Here is a 16,060-nt window from a genome sequence, read left to right as displayed (position 1 = left end):
TCTCCCCCCCCCCCCCGGGGGGGGCGGGGCCGCGCCCCCCGCGCCGCCGGCCGGGGCGGCCCCCCCCCCTCTTCTCGTACGGCCATCCCCCCACGCCCCGCCCACCTTCCCGACACCCGCACAAGGAGTGTTGTTGTCATGTCCATGAACGGAACGGCCGGTTCCAGACCTGCGAGACCGCCGCGGCTCCCGTCGCTGACCGGACTGCGCTTCCCCGCCGCCCTCCTGGTCTTCTTCTTCCACGCCTCCCTCGGCGTGCCGTGGATCCGCCTCTTCGCCGACGACTCGGCCAACGACGCGTTCGCCAAGTGGGCCTCGCAGGCCGGCGCCCTCGGCGTCACCTTCTTCTTCGTCCTCAGCGGCTTCGTGCTCACCTGGTCGGCCCGCGACCAGGACACGATGCGCGCCTTCTGGCGCCGCCGCTTCGTCAAGATCTACCCGAACTACGTGATCACCTGGGCGCTGGCTCTGGTCACCTTCGCGGCCGTCATGACCAAGCCCTGGCAGGCCGTGGTCAACCTGCTGATGGTGCAGGTGTGGGTGCCCGACTTCGCCACCAACTTCAGCGTGGACCCGCCGAGCTGGTCCCTGGGCGCCGAGGCGATCTTCTACCTCGCCTTCCCGGCGCTGTTCCTGTTCATCAAGAAGATCGACCCGGCGCGGCTCAAGTACTGGACGGCCGGCGTCGTCGCCGCGATCTTCCTCACCCCGACGCTGACCTACGCGGTCATCCCGGGCGGCGGCATGCAGATGCCCGGCGCCGACGGCACCTCGACCGTGCAGTACTGGTTCGCGTACGTCCTGCCGCCCGTCCGGCTGCTCGACTTCGCCCTCGGCATCCTCGTCGCCCGCGCCGTGATGGCGGGCCGCTGGCGCAACATCGGCATGACCTGGTCCGCGCTGCTGCTGGCCGTCACGTACGGCATCGCGATGAACGTGGAGCACCTGTACGCGCAGCGCTCGGTCACCCTCGTCCCGATCGTGCTGCTGATCGCGGCCGTCGCCCTGCGCGACGCGGAGAACAAGCCGACGCCGTTCAACAACCGGTTCATGATCTGGCTCGGCGAGATCTCCTTCGCCTTCTACCTGCTCCACTACATCGTCCTGGCGTACTCCCGCGAACTGCTCGGGGACCAGCTGTACTCGACCCCGGTCGCCATCGCCCTGATCGCCGCCCAGATCGTCGTCGCGGTGCTGCTGTCCTGGGCCCTGTACGCCTGGGTGGAGGCGCCGATCACGCGCCGCTTCTCCAGCTCGCGCAAGGCCAGGGCCGCGAAGGCCGCGGCCGCCGAGGCCGCCGTCCGCGACGACCGCACCCTCGAGACCGTCTGACCGGCCTTCCCCGCGCCGCCCTCCGGGTTCCCGCAACCCGGAGGGCGGCGTCGTGCGTCCGGTGCCGGTGCGCCGTACGGGGCTCAGGCCGCGGGGGCCAGCAGCCGGTGCCCCGCCGCCGGCAGGCCCAGGCCGACGTACGGCCGCAGCTCGCCGTACGCGCGGGCGTCCCCGACGAGGATGCCGCCGAGCAGGGTCGCGCAGTCCGCGTCCAGCACGAGCTTCGCGTACGTGCCCGCCGCCTCGTCCAGCCGGCTCAGCTCCACCGCGCCCGCCGTCGCCGCGTGGGCGTCGCCGAAGCTCGCCACCTCCACGCCGAGCAGCTTGAGCTTGGTGGACAGGTCCGCCTCCCCGAACGGGTCCCCGGCCCCGCCCAGCAGCTGCCGCGCCACCGAGGCCGCCATCCGGTAGCCCGGCGCGGCCAGCCCGTGGCAGCGCCCCGACACGGCCGCGCACTCGCCGATCGCCCAGATCCGCTCGTCCTGCGTGCGGCACAGCTCGTCGACGAGGAACCCGCCGCGCTCGCCGGTGGCCAGGCCCGCCGGGCCCGCGAGCTCGTCCCGCGGCCGCACCCCCGCCGAGAACACCACCACGGAGGCGTCCAGGGAGCTGCCGTCGGCCAGGTCCACCGAGGCCACCGCGCCGTCCGGACCCGGCCGCAGCGCCGCCGTCGCCACCCCGCAGTGGACGTGCAGCCCGCGCTCCGCCACGTGCTGCCCGAGGACACCGCCGCCCGCCGCGTCCACCTGCAACGGCATCAGCCGCGGGGCGAGTTCCACCACGTGCGGCTCCATGCCGAGCAGCCGCAGCGCGTTCGCGGCCTCCAGGCCGAGCAGCCCGCCGCCGATCACCACGCCGGGGCGGCCCGGTACGGCGGCGGCGCGGATCGCGTCGAGGTCCGTCAGCGAGCGGTAGCCGAAGGCGCCGGGCAGGTCGTGTCCCGGCACGGGCGGGATGAACGGCCGCGAGCCGGTGGCCAGGACGAGCGCGTCGTACGCGACGACGTCGCCGGCGGTGGTGGTCACGGTGCGCGCCGCCCGGTCCACGGCGGCGGCGCCGGTGTTCAGCCGCAGCTCCAGCAGCGGGTCGTCCGCGAAGCCGGGCCCGGCCAGGGCGAGGTCCGAGGCGCTGCGGCCGTCGAGGTACGAGGACAGCGCGACCCGGTCGTACGCGGGGTGCGGCTCCTCCCCGAGGACCACGATCCGCCAGAGCCCGGCGGTGTCCAGGGCCCGCAGGTCGGCGACGAGCCGGTGTCCGGCCATGCCGTGTCCGGCGACGACGAGGGTCCTGGTCATCGTTCCCCACTCCTTCGGGGCGCACGCCCCGGCTCGTCGGTCGCGCCGGCCGGAGCGCCGCGCCCGTGGTCGTGGTCCGCGGCCGGTCCGGCCGGGGCCGGGCGTGCGTCGCCCGGGTCCTGTGGTGCCGCGTCCGGCCCGGCGGCACGCCCCGCCGGGAGGGCCCGGCACAGGGCGCGGACGGCGTCCATGCAGCCGCCGCAGCCGGTGGTGGCCCGGGTCGCCGCGGCGACCTGCGCCACGTCGGCGGCCCCGGACCGGCAGGCTTCGGTGATGGTGTGCTTGGTGACGTTGTTGCAGCGGCAGACCACCGCGTCGTCGGGGAGCGCGTCGGCCCCCGGCGCGGCCGGTGCGATGCCGAGCAGGAACTCCAGCCGCCCGGCCGGCACCGGCAGGTCGAGCTCGTGGAGCCGGCTCACGGCGGCGATGGCCCGCGGCAGCCCCAGCAGCACCGCCCCGGTGATCCGCCCGTCGTGCAGGGTGAGGCGGGCGTGGCGGCGGCGCGCCGGGTCGCAGAACGCGACCACCTCCGCGCCCTCGGGGGCCGGCCCGCCCCGCCCCAGGCGGACGAGGTCGATGCCGGGCACCCGCAGCCGGGTGATCCGCCGGGTGCCGAGGTGGTGCACCGGGGTTCCGGTGAGGGTCCGGGCCAGGGACTCGGCCTGCGCCCAGGCGGGTTCGAGGTGTCCGGCCGTGTCCCCGGGGTGTTCGGCGCAGTCCCCGATGGCGTGGATGCGCGGGTCGTCCGTGCGCAGCAGCCCGTCGACGACGACGCCGGTGCGGACGGTGAGTCCGGCCCGGCGGGCGAGCCCGGTCTCGGGGACGGCGCCGGTGCACAGCAGCAGCGTGTCGGCGGCGAGGACCCGGCCGTCGTCGAGGGTGAGTTTGCCGGTGCAGTACGCGGCGGCCGTGCGGCCGGTGTGGACCTCGATCCCGAGGTCTTCCAGGCTGCGGGTGAGCAGCGTGCCCGCGTCGGCGTCCAGGTGCCGGTCCAGGAGGTGCGGGCCGCGGTGGACGAGGGCCGTCTCGTGCCCGGCGCGGCGCAGTGCGGCGGCCGCCTCGACCGCGAGGGGCCCGCCGCCGACGACGACGGCGGCCCCCCGGGGCCCGGCGGCGCACCGCCGGGCGTCGTCGAGGGTCCGCAGCGCCGTCGCCCCGCCGTCCGGCAGCCCCGGGACGCGGGGGACGGTCGCGCGGGAGCCGGTGGCCAGGACCAGTGTGTCGTAGGGGTGCACGGAGCCGTCGTCCCCGTACGCGAGCCGGCGGGCGCGGTCGATCCGGGTCACCGTGACCCCGGTGTGCAGGCGGGTGCCCGCGGGCAGCGCGGGAAGGGCGAGGGCGGGGGCCGGCAGCGTCCCGTCCAGGACGTAGGACAGCAGCGCCCGCTGGTAGGGGGCCTGCGGCTCGGCGCCGAGCAGGGTCACGCCGCCGCGGTGTCCGTGGTGGTGCAGCCGCTCCGCGAACCGCTGCGCGGCGGGTCCCGCGCCGACCACCAGCACCTCGCCCGCGTTCACGGCCGCACCGCTTCCGCGGTTCCGGGCGCTGCGGGGGCCGCGGGGCGGGGTGCGGGCCCGATCCGTACGGCGCACACCTTGAACTCCGGCATCTTGCTGCGCGGGTCGAGTGCCGGGCTGGTGATCAGGTTGGCGCGGCCGGCGCCGGCGAAGTGGAACGGCAGGAACACCGTGTCGGTCCGCAGCGAGGGGACCAGCCGGACCCGGGCGAGCGTGCTGCCGCGCGCCGAGCTGACCTCGGCCGCGGCGCCGTCGGCCAGCCCGTACCGGGCGGCGGTGTCGGGGTGCACCTCGACGAAGGCCTCCGGTGCGGCCGCGGCCAGTTCCGGGACCCGGCGGGTCTGCGCGCCCGACTGGTACTGGGCGAGCACCCGGCCGGTGGTCGCGTACAGCGGGAACGCCGCGTCGGGGGTCTCGGCGCCGTCGCGGTGCTCGACTTCCGCGAACCGGGCCAGCCCGTCCGGGTGGGCGAAGGCGTCGAGGAACAGGCGGGGGGTGCCGGGGTGCGCCTCCTCGTCCCCGGGGGTCGCGGGGCACGGCCAGTGCAGGGCCTCGCCCGCGTCGAGCCGTTCCCAGCTGATGCCGGAGTAGTCGGCCGGGCCGCCGCGCGAGGCCCGCCGCAGCTCCTCGAAGACCTCGCGGGGGGCGGCAGGGAAGCGGTGTGCGGGCTGGCCGAGCCGGACGGCGAGGCCGTGCAGCACCTCCAGGTCACTGCGGGCCTCGCCGGGCGGGGGCAGCAGCCGGCGCCGGCGCAGCACCCGGCCTTCGAGGTTGGTCATCGTGCCCTCCTCCTCGGCCCACTGGGTCACGGGGAGGACGACGTCCGCCATCCGCGCCGTCTCGGACGGTACGAAGTCGGCGACGACCAGCAGGTCCAGGGAGTTCAGCCGGTCCGCGATCCGGGCCGCGTGCGGCGCCGAGACCACCGGGTTGGAGCCGAAGACGAGCAGGGCGCGCGGGCCGGCGTCGGTGCCGAGCGCGTCGAGGAGTTCGTACGCGCTGCGGCCGGGGCCCGGCAGCGCGTCGGGGTCCACGCCCCACACCCCGGCGACGTGGGCGCGCGCGGCGGGGTCGGTCAGCATCCGGTAGCCGGGCAGCTGGTCGGCCTTCTGGCCGTGCTCGCGGCCGCCCTGGCCGTTGCCCTGGCCGGTGAGGCAGCCGTAGCCGCTGCCGCCCCGGCCGGGCAGGCCGAGGGTGAGGGCCAGGTTGATGAACGCGGCGACCGTGTCGGTGCCCTTGCTGTGCTGTTCGGCTCCGCGCCCGGTCATTACGTACGCCCGCTCCGCTCCGGCCAGCAGCCGGACCGCCTCGCGCATGTCGGCGACCGGGACCCCGGTGACCCGCTCGACCCGCTCGGGCCACCAGGCCGCGGCCCGCGCCCAGGCGGCGTCGAAGCCGGTGGTCCGCTTGTTCAGGTAGCCCTGGTCGGCGTGGCCCTCGACGACGGCGAGGTGGAACAGGCCGAGCGCCAGCGCGAGATCGGTGCCGGGCGCCGGCTGGAGGTGCAGGGCGGCGCCCTCGGCGGTGGCGGTGCGCCGCGGGTCGATGACGATGAGCCGCGCCCCGGTCAGGTGGCGCATCAGCGGCGGCATGGTCTCGGCGGGGTTGGCCCCGGCGAGCAGGATCACGTCGGCGGCGCCGAGGTCGGTGACGGGGAACGGCAGGCCCCGGTCGAGCCCGAAGGCCGCCGAGCCCGCGGCCGCCGCGGAGGACATGCAGAACCGGCCGTTGTAGTCGATCTGGCTGGTGCCCAGGGCGACCCGCGCGAACTTGCCGAGCTGGTAGGCCTTTTCGTTGGTGAGCCCGCCCCCGCCGAACACGCCCACCGCGTCGGGGCCGTGCGCGGCGCGGATCTCCCGCAGCCGGGCGGCGATCGTGTCGAGGGCGCTCTCCCAGGTGGCGGGGGCGAGCCGGCCGTCCGCGCCGCGCACCAGCGGCCGGGTGAGCCGGCCGGGGGTGTCGAGCAGGGCGGGGGCCGTCCAGCCCTTCTGGCACAGCCCGCCCTGGTTCACCGGGAACGAGGTCGGCTCGACGGTGGTGCGGCCCGCGGTGTGCGTGAGCTTCGTACCGCACTGCAGCGCGCAGTACGGGCAGTGGGTGAGGGTCTCGGAGGCCGCGGCGGGGGCGGCGGCGGTGATGGCGGTGGCCTCAGACACGGGAGGCTCCGGTCCGCACGCGCGCCGGGGCGCTCTGCGCGGCCGGCCGCCGGCGCAGGTAGACCGCCCAGGTGACCAGGACGCACACCAGGTAGAAGCCGAGGAAGGCGAGGAAGGCGGGCTCGCCGGACGCGGCGGCGCCGCTGTACGCGCTGCGGAAGACCAGGTTGACCCCGACCCCGCCGAGGGCGCCCACCGCGCCGGCGATGCCGATCACCGCACCCGAGAGCCTGCGGGCCCGGGCGAAGGCGGCGCTCGCGTCGCGGCCGGAGGTGACCGCCTCCTCCGCCTCCCGGGCGAAGACCGCCGGGATCATCTTGTACGTCGAGCCGTTGCCGATGCCGGTCAGGACGAACAGGGCGGTGAAGCCGCCGACGAACAGCCCGTACGAGCCCTGCGCGGAGGCCAGCAGGAGCACGCCGGTGCCGGCCGCCATCGCGCAGAACGTCAGCAGGGTGATCCGGGCCCCGCCCCACCGGTCGGCCAGCAGACCGCCGAGCGGCCGGAACAGGGAGCCGAGCAGCGGTCCGAGGAAGGTGTACGAGGCGGACTGGAGCGGGGTGGCACCGAACTGGCTCTGCAGGACCAGCCCGAAGGCGAAGCCGTAGCCGATGAAGGAGCCGAAGGTGCCGACGTAGAGGAGGGATATGCACCAGGTGTGCGGGTTGCGGGCGGCCTCGCGCTGCGCGCCGGGGGCGCTGCGCACGGCCGCGAAGTTGTCCATCTTCAGCGCGGCGAGCAGGGCGGTGGCCACGATCAGGGGGAGGTAGACGGCGATGACGTAGGCGGGGTGGGTGCTGCCCGCGGTGGCGATGACGAGCAGGCCGATCAGCTGGACCGCGGCGACCCCGAGGTTCCCGCCGCCCGCGTTGATGCCGAGGGCCCAGCCCTGGAGGCGCTGCGGGAAGAGGGCGGTGATGTTGGTCATCGAGGAGGCGAAGTTGCCGCCGCCGACCCCGCCGGCGGCGCCGATCAGGAGGAACACCCACAGCGGGGTTCCGGGGCGCTGTACGAAGTACAGGGCGGCGAGGGTGGGCACGAGCAGGACGGCCGAGGAGAAGGCGGTCCAGTTGCGGCCGCCGAAGCGGGTCACGGCGTAGCTGTAGGGGAGCCGGAGGGCGGCGCCGACCAGGGTGGGGACCACCACGAGCAGGAACTTCTGGGCGGGGGTGAAGCCCAGGCCGATCGCGGGCGACATGAAGAGGACCAGGACCGACCACATGCTCCACACCGAGAAGCCGACGTGTTCGGCGAGGACGGAGAGGATCAGGTTGCGGCGGGCGGTCCGCCTGCCGGAGCGCTGCCAGAACTCCTCGTTCTCGGGGTCCCAGTCCTCGATCCAGCGTCGGGTTGCGGGCCGTGCGGGCGGCGGCGTCATGGCTCCTCGGCTTTCTGTTCGGCGGCTGACACCATGAACTATACAGTTCAGTTCACTTAATCTCCAGGGCTTTGTCGACCAGCGCGCCCGCGCCTCCGGTGTACGCGCCCGGATCGCACAGCTGCGCCAGCTCCTGCGCGCTCCGGCGTCCCGCGAACACCGGCTCCACGGCGAGCAGTACGTACAGCGGCCGGCCGCTCGCCTCGGCCTCGGCCGAGACGCGTGTCAGCAGCTGCTTCGCCGCCGCCTTGCCCAACTCCGGTGCCAGCACCGCAGCGATCCGCTCCGACACCACCTGACTGCCGGTCAGCAGCAGGTTGGCCCGCATCCGGTCCGGCCGGGCCGTGAGCCCCCCGGCGAGCTCGACCGCCGTGTGGGCGGCGCCGCCGACCAGCCGCAGGCACTCGCGCAGCAGCTGCCATTCGGCGTGCCAGGCCCCGGCCGAGCGCTCGTCCTCCGAGACCAGGCACTGCACGAGCCCGGTGGCCAGCACCGGCACCTGGAGGGCGGCGCTGCGCAGCAGCGTGCTCAGGACCGGGTTGCGCTTGTGGGGCATGGCCGAGGAGCTGCCGCGGCCGGCCACGGCGGGCTCGGCGACCTCGGCGACCTCCGTACGGGCCAGGTTCTGCACGTCGATCGCGATCTTGCCGAGGGCTCCGGCGGTGAAGGCGAGCGCGGCGGCGAGGTCCGCGATCGGGGTGCGCAGGACGTGCCAGGGCAGCGCGGGCCGGGCCAGTCCGGTCTCGTCCGCGAAGGCCCCGACGAGGTCGTCCAGGTACGCACCGGGTTCCGGGGCGCGCTCCGCGCCGTCGATCCGGGCGTATTCGAGGTAGCCGGCGAGCGTGCCGGCCGCACCGCCGAGCGACACCGGAAGCCCGTCCTCCAGCACCCGGGCCAGCCGCCGGTCGGCGTCCAGGACCAGCTGCCGCCAGCCGGCCGCCTTCAGCCCGAAGGTGGTGGGCACGGCCTGGAGGGCCAGGGTGCGTCCCGCCATCGCCGTGTCGCGGTGCTCGCCGGCCAGCAGGGCCAGGGCCTGCGCGGTACGGGCCAGATCGGCCCGGATCAGCTTCAGCGTCCGGCCGGCCACCAGCATGGCGCCGGTGTCGAAGATGTCCTGGCTGGTGGATCCGCGGTGCACGTACTCGGCGGCCCCGGTGCCCTGCGTGTCCTGCTCGGCGACCACCCGGGTCAGCGCCTGCACCAGGGCGACCACCGGGTTCGCGGTCTCCCGGGCGGCCAGCGCCACGGCCCGCAGGTCGAGGTTCTCGGCCCGCGCCGCGCGGGTCACGGCCTCGGCGGCGGGCCCGGGGAGGGTTCCGAGCCGGGCCTGGGCCCGGGCCAGGGCGGCCTCGGCGTCGAGCATGGCCTGGAGCCAGGCCAGGTCGGAGACGGCCTCCTCGGCGGGGGTGCCGGCCCGTACCGGCGACAGCAGCCCCGCGTCGGTGAGCGCGTCGTACGCGGCGGCGCTCATACCAGGACGCCGGTCAGGTCGGTCTCGGCCGGCAGCGGCGCGACACCGTGCGGGACGACCGTCGCGGGCGGCAGGGCCAGCACGGAGCGGGCGATGGAGTCGGAGTCGCCGAGGGTGACCGAGTCCACGCCGGGGCGGATGCCGGCCGCGGTGACCCAGTGCACGGACTCGGTGGGGACCCCGTACGCGAACCGGCGCGGGTGGGCGCGGCCGCGGGCGTCGAGGAGCCGGTAGGGCCGCTCGGTGACCGCGAGGCCGCCGGACTCGTAGCTGGCGCCGTCGGGGCCGGAGATCCGGTAGGTGGTGCACTGCTCGGTGTCGAGGAGGTGGCGCAGCAGCGGGTCGTCGGTGCGGCGCAGGTCCGGCTCGGGCAGGCGGGCCTCGATCAGGACCGTGGAGCGGATCGCGTCGCCGGGGACGGTGCGGGACGCGGCGATGAACGTGGCGTCGTCGCCGGCGGCCGTGTCGACACGGATCTCGGTCCCGGGACCGGTCAGGACGAGCACCCCGGCGTCGATCAGGGCGATCATCTCCTCGATGCGCGAGGCCGGCGGGCCGATGGAGAGGAAGGCGTTGAGCGGCGTGTACCAGCCCTCCAGGTCGTCGCGGTGCGAGTCGGCGGTCAGGCCGCCGTGGTCGACGGCGAGGCGGATCTCGTTGCGCAGGTCGCGCATGGTGTCCAGGGCCGCCTTGAGGGGGCCGCTCAGGTTGCCGGCCCGGGCCTCCTCGACGTCCTTGGCCAGGTAGCCGACCAGCCAGTCGCGGAAGTCCTCGCGGCTGGTGAACTCGCGCTCGCCGTAGGGGCGGGAGAGCTTCTCCCAGTCCCAGCGCTGCGCCGCGTCGATGCCGTAGACGTCCAGCAGCGAGCCCCGGTCCTCGGCGGACGCCAGGGACAGGAACCGCTGGGTGAAGCCCTCGCGCTCGTCGCCGCGGCCGCGGGCCTCCAGCAGGGCGCCGTAGTAGACGCTCTCGGTCTCGCGGGAGATCAGCGGCCACAGGTCCGCGGAGAAGCTGATGCCCTCGCCGTCCTCGGAGCGCCGGCGCAGCTCGGCGATCTTCGCGGGGGTGAGCAGGCGCGGCAGGTAGCGGCCGTAGGCGCCCTTCTCGTTCTCGCCACGGGCGTGGTACGGGATGCCCCGGCGCGAACTCGCGTACAGCTTCGGCTCGTTGCCGGAGGCCCGGTAGGCGAGGCGGCCGTCCTCGCCCCGGACGAACTCCCCGCCGCGGCCGGCGGTGAAGAGCGCCATGTGGTCGAAGAAGTTCAGGCCGAGGCCGCGCAGCAGGACGTTCTCGCCGGGCTTGACGACGTTCAGGTTCAGGTCCGCCGGATTGGCGGGCGTGACGTACGTGAGGTGGTGGATCCGGGCGAGGCTCGCGGTCTTCGCCTCGCGGGGCGTCAGCCGTGCCGGTACGTGGCCCTGCGCCATCACGATCGCGTCGAGCTTGTTGAGCCGGGTGCCGTTCTCCAGCCTGATGCCCTGCTGCCCGCCGGGGGTGCCGTGCGTGTCGGCCATGGCCACGGCCCGGGAGCGGTGCACCTCGACGGTGACGTTCGCGGGGGCGTTCGCGACGACCCGCTCGAAGGTGGCGCGCAGGTAGTTGCCGTAGAAGGCGCGGGTCGGGTAGGTGTTCGGGCCCAGCCGGCGGGCCTCGGCGAGGGTCGCCTCGTCCGCGGAGCCGCAGGCCGCCTCCTTGGCCCATTCGTACAGGCTCGGGCCCGGCTCGATGGGGCCCTCGGTGCGGACGCTGTCGTCGGTGTAGATGGTGATCTGGGAGGCGACCGTGTTCATCAGCAGGTGCTGGGACTGGTCGGAGCGCCAGACCTGGCCGGCGCCGGGCGCCGAGGGGTCGACCACGTGGACGGTGACCGCGGAGTGCGTGGGGTTGCGGCGCTCGTTGGCGCACAGGCGCTCCAGGACGGAGAGGCCGCGCGGGCCGGCGCCGATGATGGCGACCTGGAGGTGTCCCTGCTTCTGTCCCTGGTCCGCGTTCATCGCTGCTCTCCGTTCGGGGTGGTGTTCTCGTCGAGGGTGCGGGCGCCGTGCATCCAGGCCACGTGGTCGTGGAGCTGGTCGGTGGTGAGGGCCGAGAGGTGCGCGTTGCGGGTGGCGACGGCCTCGCCGGAGGTGTGCCAGAGCTTGATGCTCTCCCGGGCGAGGAGCTGGATCCTGCCGGTCCGCTCGTGCCGCTCGGCGTTGAACTTCTCGAAGCGCTGCGGGAGTTCGCCGGAGCCGCAGTCGAGCAGGTCGCCCAGGATCACGGCGTCCTCCAGGCCCTGGCAGGCGCCCTGCGCCACGTAGTGGAGCATCGGGTGGGCGGCGTCGCCGAGCAGGGCGACCCGGCCGTCGGTCCAGGTGCCGACCGGGTCCCGGTCGACGAGGACCCAGGACTTCCATCCCTCGCCGAGGGCGAGCAGGCGCTGGGCGTCCTCGCCGAGGGCGGCGAACTCGCGGCGGATGTCGTCCGCGGTGGCGGGGACCCCGGCGAGGGCCTCGGTGGCGTGGTTGTCGCTGCTGGCCGCGAGGTTGAGGTACTTGCCGCCGGCGATCGGGTAGTGCACGAAGTGGCAGTGCGGGCCGGTCCACCAGGTCACCGAGGTCAGGTGGCGCAGCTCCTCGGGGACCTGCTCCATGGGGATGACGGCCCGGTAGACGGTGATCCCGGAGTTGCGGGGCGCTCCGTCGCCGACGAGCTGGGCGCGGATCGCGGAGTGGATGCCGTCGGCGCCGATCAGGGCGTCGCCGGTGATCCGCTCGCCGTTCTCCAGGACGACCGAGGCGCTGGTGGCGTCCTGCTCGTACCCGACGGCGGTGACGGCGCTGCGCAGTTCGATGGCCTCGGAGGCCTGGCAGGCCTCCAGCAGCTTGGTGTGGAGTTCGGCGCGGTGGACGACGGCGTACGGGTTGCCGAACCGCTCGCGGTAGCGCTCGGTCAGGTCCATGCTGACCACGTGCCGGCCGGTGACCCCGTCCATGAACCGGAGCTCGTCCATCCGGACGGCGGTGGAGCGGACGGCGTCCCCGAGGCCGAGGCGGTCCAGGGCGTGCAGGCCGTTGGGGGCGAGCTGGATGCCGGCGCCGATCTCGGCGAATTCGGGGGCGCGCTCCAGGACGAGGACCCGGTGGCCCTGACGGGCGGTGGCGAGGGCGGTGGCGAGTCCGCCGATTCCGCCGCCGACGATGATCAGCTTCGACATCAGACCTTCTCCTCGGTGCGCTGCCGGCCGGCGTCGGCGCCGGCGGCGATCAGACGGGCGAGCTCGAGACGCTTGATCTTGGTGGTGGCGGTCTGCGGCAGGTCGGACTGGCGCCACTGGACCGGGTCGGCCATGGCGGGCAGGCCCGCGGTGGCGGCCTTCCAGGCGGCCGGGTCGAGGGGCTTGTCGTCCTTGGTGCAGACGACGGGGACGGCGCGGCCGCTCTCGTCGGGGATGATGATGACCTCGGCGAGCTCGTCGAGCCGGGTGAAGAGGGTGTCCTCGGCGGCGAGGGTGGAGCCGAAGCCCTCGATCAGGTCGACCTCGCGGTCGAGCAGGTGCACGCAGCCCCACTTGGTGCGGTAGCCGACGTCGCCCATGCGCCACCAGCCGTCGTTGACCTGCTTGTCGTAACGTTCCTGCTCGCCGAGGTAGGTGACGATCCGGCCGTCGCTCTTGACCTCGATGAAGCCCGGGTTGGTCTCGGACGGCGGCAGTCCGTTGCGGCTGACGACGCGGACGTCGGTCATGCCGGGGAAGGGCATGCCCACGCAGCGGCCGTCGGCGTCGAGCCCGCGGCGCTTGGAGAAGGAGCGGGCGACGGCCGGGCCGATCTCGCTCTGCCCGTACAGCTGGCCGAAGACGGGGGCCTTGCGCTTCGTCGCCTGGAGCAGCCGCTGCACGGTGCGCGGGTGGATGGCGTCGAAGGTGCTGCTGAAGAGCTTCACGTTCGACAGCGGTCCGCGGGGATCGTCGGCCATCTCCTCCCACTCCATGAAGGAGTTGGGGTGGGCTTCGAGGATGCCGGGGCGCAGCCTGGCGAACAGGTCGGCCGCCTGCTTGGGGTCGGAATCGGCGAGGACGAGGATCGGGAAGCCGCGGAAGAGGGAGATGGCGAGGGCGGTGATCAGCCGGGAGTGGACGAAGGAGACGTGCATGGCGATGGTCTCGCGGCCCGGGATGAGCGGCTTGGTGATCGCGGCCTGCGGGCGGTAGCGCGCCTGGAGGGTGGCGCCGGTGTGGACGGCGAGCTTGGGGGTGCCTGTGGTGCCGGAGGTGTGCGTGATGAGCGTCGGGTGCTCGGGCGGCATGGTCACGGCGGGGACCCGGGGCACCCCGGCGAGCGAGGCGAGCTCGGTGGCGTCCTGGTAGCTGCCGGAGGTGAGCAGCACCTGCTCGGCCTCCGCGAAGACCGACGCGGGCAGCTCGGTCTCCAGCTTGTCCTGGTCGGTGAGCAGGTAGGGCTGGTCGGTGCGGCGTACGAGTTCGGCGACGGTCTCGCCGTCGAGCTTGGGGGACAGCAGCACCGGGACGGCGCCGATCCGGGCGACCGCGCAGGCCAGCAGGGTGATGTCGAAGCCGTCGGACTTGTAGACGACGACCCGGCGGCCGGGGCGGACCTTGGCGGCCCAGAGCCGGGAGGCGAAGTCGTCGATCAGGTCGGCGACTTCGGCCACCGTCGCCCGGCGGCCCAGGGCCGGGGCCATGTCCAGGTCGTGATCGAGGATCACGACGTTCGTCGGATGCTTTCTCGCGGCCCGCTCGAAGAGCGTCCCGAGCCGGATTCCCTTGTTCCCGATGCGCTGCAGAATCATCGTCTGGCTCTTTCCACGTCAGGTGTGATGGAGGTGAGGTGCCGAATCGGACCGTTCGGGGCGCTCAGGCGCCGGTCCGGACGGGGCCGTTCCCGGCGGGGTCCTTCTCGATGACGACCTTGATGCGTTCGAGGGTGGTGGCGAGGTCGCCGGCGACCTTCTCGCCCCACTCGGCGAAGAACTGCTGCTTGCGGCCGGCGTCCATCCCGGCGGTGATGCCGGTGATCCCCTCGGTGGCGGCGCCCATCCGGAAGTGGTGGACCAGGAGGCTGCCTTCGCCGTCGGGCTCGATGGAGAAGCCCCAGACGCTGTCCTGCTTCTCGCCGGAGCTGTTGTGCATGGCCCACTGGAAGGTCCGGCCCGGCTCGGCGGCGACGACCTCGGCGTAGGTCGACCACTTGCCGCGCACCACCGGGGCCCAGGAGACGACGTCCTCGCTGCGCTCGTTCTCGCCGTGGAACACCGAGCCGACGGCGCCCGGGGCTCCGGTGGTCCACTCCCCGCCGAGGCACTCGGGGCTCCACTCGCCGCTGCGGGCCAGGTCGGTGACCACGGCGTACACCTCGGCCGGCGTGGCGGAGACGTGGATCTGGGCTCGCGACCGGAAGAGGGGCGTCTGGGTGTCGCTCATGGGAATGGGCCTCCTTTGGACTGGAACGTCTCAACTGCGGTGTCTCGGCGCCGTGTTTGGCGCCTCCCACTTCCTGAACCATACAGTTCAGTTCAATTGAACGCAACGGTTCAGTTCAGTTGGGATCTAGACTGGGGCCCGCACTTCCGAGGAGTAGGGACCGACATGACCGCACGGAGCAGCGCACGGACCGGCACCACCGAGCCCCACCAGGCCGTTCCCACGGGGGCGCGCGCGGCGCGCAAGCGCGAGGCCATCCTGGAGGCGGCGCGCACCGTGTTCCTCCGCGAGGGCTTCGGGGCCGGTGTGGACCAGCTCGCCGCCGAAGCCGGCGTCTCCAAGGTCACCATCTACAACCACTTCGGCAGCAAGGAGAACCTGTTCAACGCCGTCATCGGGCAGACGCTCGACGAGGCGCTGGAAGTGGCCCAGTCGGTGATCCAGGCCAAGCTCGCCGAATCGGACGACGTCCGCACCGACCTGCTGGAGGCCTGCCGCACCTGGGTCGCCGGCCTCACCACCCCGGAGGTGCTGGCGCTGCGCAACGTGATCGCGGGCGAGCGCCACCGCTTCCCGGAACTCGGCGCCACCTGGCAGGAGGAGGGCCCCGGCCGCCAGCACGCCGCCCTGGCCACGGCCCTGGGCCGGCTCGACGACCGCGGCCTGCTCCGCATCCCCGACATGGAGCTGGCCGTCCTCCAGCTCTCGGGCCTGGTCCTGTCCCCCCACCTGGTCTACGGGGTCTACGGCACCGCCCTGGACGAGGACCTCGCGGAGCGCCTCGTCCAGGGCGGAGTGGACATGTTCCTCCACCAGTACGCCGTGAGCGAGGTCTGACCGGGGGCCGCAGCGGGGGCCGAACGGGTCGCCGGGCCGGCCGTCCGCCGTTTCGCCGGGGCCGTGGCCGCCGTGCGGCCTAGGGTGGCCGTCGCGCACGGGTCAGGCAGGCACGGAGGAAGGGGCGGACGCCGATGACGTCGCAGCAGTGGGACCGCTCGCTCCTGCGAGCCGCCTCGGGTCCCGCCGTCCCCGTCACCACCGTGGCCCATGACATCGGCCTGCTCGTGCTGCGGCTGGTCGTCGGCCTGACCATGGCCGCCCACGGCACGCAGAAGCTCTTCGGCTGGTTCGGCGGCCCGGGGCTCGACGCGTTCGGCAAGGGCTTCACCGCGAGCGGGTACCCGGCCGGGAAGACCATGGCCGTCGTCGCCGGCCTGTCCGAGACGCTGGGCGGGCTCGGCCTCGCCCTCGGCCTGCTCACCCCGCTGGCGGGCGCGGCCCTGATCGGCGTCTTCGTCAACAACATTTACGCCGTGCGGGGCCTCGGGGCCTACTTCGCCCCCAAGGGCGTCGAGCTCGAATCGGTGCTGCTGGCCGGGGTCGTGGCCCTGACCCTCACCGGGCCGGGCCGCTTCTCCGCCGACCACTTCCTCCCCGTCCTGCGCGAGTCGCGGCCGCGGTACGGCGTCCTCGGCATCGCGCTTGTCGTGGT

The 16,060-nt window shown here is 74.2% G+C and carries 12 protein-coding genes; 3 read left to right on the top strand and 9 right to left on the bottom strand.

The genetic code is table 11. The features are described from left to right. Positions 1–138: 138 nt before the first annotated feature. Entirely contained in the window at positions 139–1,332 is a 1,194-nt protein-coding gene (locus ACFXA3_RS13825) for an acyltransferase family protein (RefSeq protein WP_385186368.1), read from the top strand. An 83-nt stretch (positions 1,333–1,415) separates the two neighbouring features. Here ACFXA3_RS13825 and ACFXA3_RS13820 read toward each other — a convergent pair whose 3' ends face one another. The 9 genes from ACFXA3_RS13820 to ACFXA3_RS13780 form a co-directional block, all read right to left on the bottom strand. After that, positions 1,416–2,627 (bottom strand): FAD-dependent oxidoreductase, encoded by a 1,212-nt coding sequence (locus ACFXA3_RS13820; protein ID WP_385186365.1) that lies wholly within the window; start codon positions 2,625–2,627, stop codon positions 1,416–1,418. Next, the gene (locus ACFXA3_RS13815; RefSeq protein ID WP_385186362.1) at positions 2,624–4,141 is read right to left on the bottom strand and encodes an FAD-dependent oxidoreductase; all 1,518 of its coding nucleotides are present in this window, start codon (positions 4,139–4,141) and stop codon (positions 2,624–2,626) included. Before ACFXA3_RS13815 ends, ACFXA3_RS13820 begins: the two co-directional genes overlap by 4 nt. After that, entirely contained in the window at positions 4,138–6,297 is a 2,160-nt protein-coding gene (locus ACFXA3_RS13810; RefSeq protein WP_385186359.1) for a molybdopterin oxidoreductase family protein, read from the bottom strand. The genes ACFXA3_RS13815 and ACFXA3_RS13810 overlap by 4 nt, the downstream gene beginning before the upstream one ends. Beyond that, complete coding sequence (locus ACFXA3_RS13805; RefSeq protein WP_385186356.1) at positions 6,290–7,675, bottom strand: MFS transporter; 1,386 nt, start codon at positions 7,673–7,675, stop codon at positions 6,290–6,292. Before ACFXA3_RS13805 ends, ACFXA3_RS13810 begins: the two co-directional genes overlap by 8 nt. A 52-nt stretch (positions 7,676–7,727) precedes the next feature. Further along, positions 7,728–9,146: a lyase family protein gene (locus ACFXA3_RS13800; protein WP_385186353.1), complete on the bottom strand. Its 1,419-nt coding sequence runs from the start codon at positions 9,144–9,146 to the stop codon at positions 7,728–7,730. Continuing rightward, positions 9,143–11,140, bottom strand: coding sequence for an FAD/NAD(P)-binding protein (locus tag ACFXA3_RS13795; RefSeq protein ID WP_385186350.1), 1,998 nt, complete (start codon positions 11,138–11,140; stop codon positions 9,143–9,145). The genes ACFXA3_RS13800 and ACFXA3_RS13795 overlap by 4 nt, the downstream gene beginning before the upstream one ends. Next, positions 11,137–12,342, bottom strand: coding sequence for an FAD-dependent oxidoreductase (locus ACFXA3_RS13790; protein ID WP_385186347.1), 1,206 nt, complete (start codon positions 12,340–12,342; stop codon positions 11,137–11,139). The genes ACFXA3_RS13795 and ACFXA3_RS13790 overlap by 4 nt, the downstream gene beginning before the upstream one ends. After that, entirely contained in the window at positions 12,342–13,937 is a 1,596-nt protein-coding gene (locus tag ACFXA3_RS13785; protein ID WP_385186344.1) for a class I adenylate-forming enzyme family protein, read from the bottom strand. The genes ACFXA3_RS13790 and ACFXA3_RS13785 overlap by 1 nt, the downstream gene beginning before the upstream one ends. Positions 13,938–14,001: 64 nt before the next feature. Continuing rightward, positions 14,002–14,568 (bottom strand): SRPBCC family protein, encoded by a 567-nt coding sequence (locus ACFXA3_RS13780; RefSeq protein ID WP_385186341.1) that lies wholly within the window; start codon positions 14,566–14,568, stop codon positions 14,002–14,004. Positions 14,569–14,733: 165 nt separating this feature from the next. Between ACFXA3_RS13780 and ACFXA3_RS13775 the strand changes: the two genes are divergently transcribed. Together ACFXA3_RS13775 and ACFXA3_RS13770 are read left to right on the top strand one after the other, a co-directional pair. Beyond that, entirely contained in the window at positions 14,734–15,405 is a 672-nt protein-coding gene (locus tag ACFXA3_RS13775; RefSeq protein ID WP_385186338.1) for a TetR/AcrR family transcriptional regulator, read from the top strand. A gap of 134 nt (positions 15,406–15,539) precedes the next feature. Continuing rightward, positions 15,540–16,060, top strand: a 521-nt coding sequence (locus ACFXA3_RS13770) for a DoxX family protein (protein ID WP_385186335.1), incomplete at its 3' end; no start/stop codon positions are given.

Source organism: Streptomyces sp. NPDC059456 (assembly GCF_042750055.1).
Taxonomy (GTDB): domain Bacteria; phylum Actinomycetota; class Actinomycetes; order Streptomycetales; family Streptomycetaceae; genus Streptomyces.
Note: the sequence above shows the minus strand (reverse complement) of the source record. Positions and strands in the feature narration are given on the sequence as shown.

Coding starts and splice junctions, on each gene's coding strand:
- ACFXA3_RS13825 (WP_385186368.1), top strand. CDS start 139: ATGTCCATGAACGGAACGGCCGGTTCCAGACCTGCGAGACCGCCGCGG.
- ACFXA3_RS13820 (WP_385186365.1), bottom strand. CDS start 2,627: ATGACCAGGACCCTCGTCGTCGCCGGACACGGCATGGCCGGACACCGG.
- ACFXA3_RS13805 (WP_385186356.1), bottom strand. CDS start 7,675: ATGACGCCGCCGCCCGCACGGCCCGCAACCCGACGCTGGATCGAGGAC.
- ACFXA3_RS13800 (WP_385186353.1), bottom strand. CDS start 9,146: ATGAGCGCCGCCGCGTACGACGCGCTCACCGACGCGGGGCTGCTGTCG.
- ACFXA3_RS13795 (WP_385186350.1), bottom strand. CDS start 11,140: ATGAACGCGGACCAGGGACAGAAGCAGGGACACCTCCAGGTCGCCATC.
- ACFXA3_RS13790 (WP_385186347.1), bottom strand. CDS start 12,342: ATGTCGAAGCTGATCATCGTCGGCGGCGGAATCGGCGGACTCGCCACC.
- ACFXA3_RS13785 (WP_385186344.1), bottom strand. CDS start 13,937: ATGATTCTGCAGCGCATCGGGAACAAGGGAATCCGGCTCGGGACGCTC.
- ACFXA3_RS13780 (WP_385186341.1), bottom strand. CDS start 14,568: ATGAGCGACACCCAGACGCCCCTCTTCCGGTCGCGAGCCCAGATCCAC.
- ACFXA3_RS13775 (WP_385186338.1), top strand. CDS start 14,734: ATGACCGCACGGAGCAGCGCACGGACCGGCACCACCGAGCCCCACCAG.